The 300-nt window shown below is 63.7% G+C and carries 1 protein-coding gene; it reads left to right on the top strand.

Annotation, left to right across the window (positions count from 1 at the left end; all coding sequences use genetic code 11):
* On the top strand, positions 1 to 300 hold a 300-nt coding region (locus EN786_RS37055; protein WP_246688861.1), incomplete at both ends, for a QueG-associated DUF1730 domain-containing protein.

Raw genomic sequence — 300 nt, 5'->3', positions numbered from 1 at the left:
GCCGTGACCAGGCCGAACGCGATCCCGCTGGCGCCGGCAAGGCTCGCCGAATTCGTCTCCGACGGTTTTCATGGCTCGATGGAGTGGATCGCCGAGACGCTTCAACGCCGCGCCGAACCATCGACGCTGTGGCCGGAGGTGCGCTCGATCGTCGTCTTGGCAATGAATTACGGGCCTGACCATGACCCGCGCGATATCCTGGAAAAGCGCAACCGCGGCGCGATCTCCGTCTATGCGCAGAACCGCGACTATCACGACGTGATGAAGGGCCGGCTTAAGGAGATCGCCGGCAAGCTGGTC

This window comes from Mesorhizobium sp. M4B.F.Ca.ET.143.01.1.1 (assembly GCF_004792275.1).
Taxonomy (GTDB): domain Bacteria; phylum Pseudomonadota; class Alphaproteobacteria; order Rhizobiales; family Rhizobiaceae; genus Mesorhizobium; species Mesorhizobium abyssinicae.
This window is presented reverse-complemented; position numbering and strand designations above follow the sequence as displayed.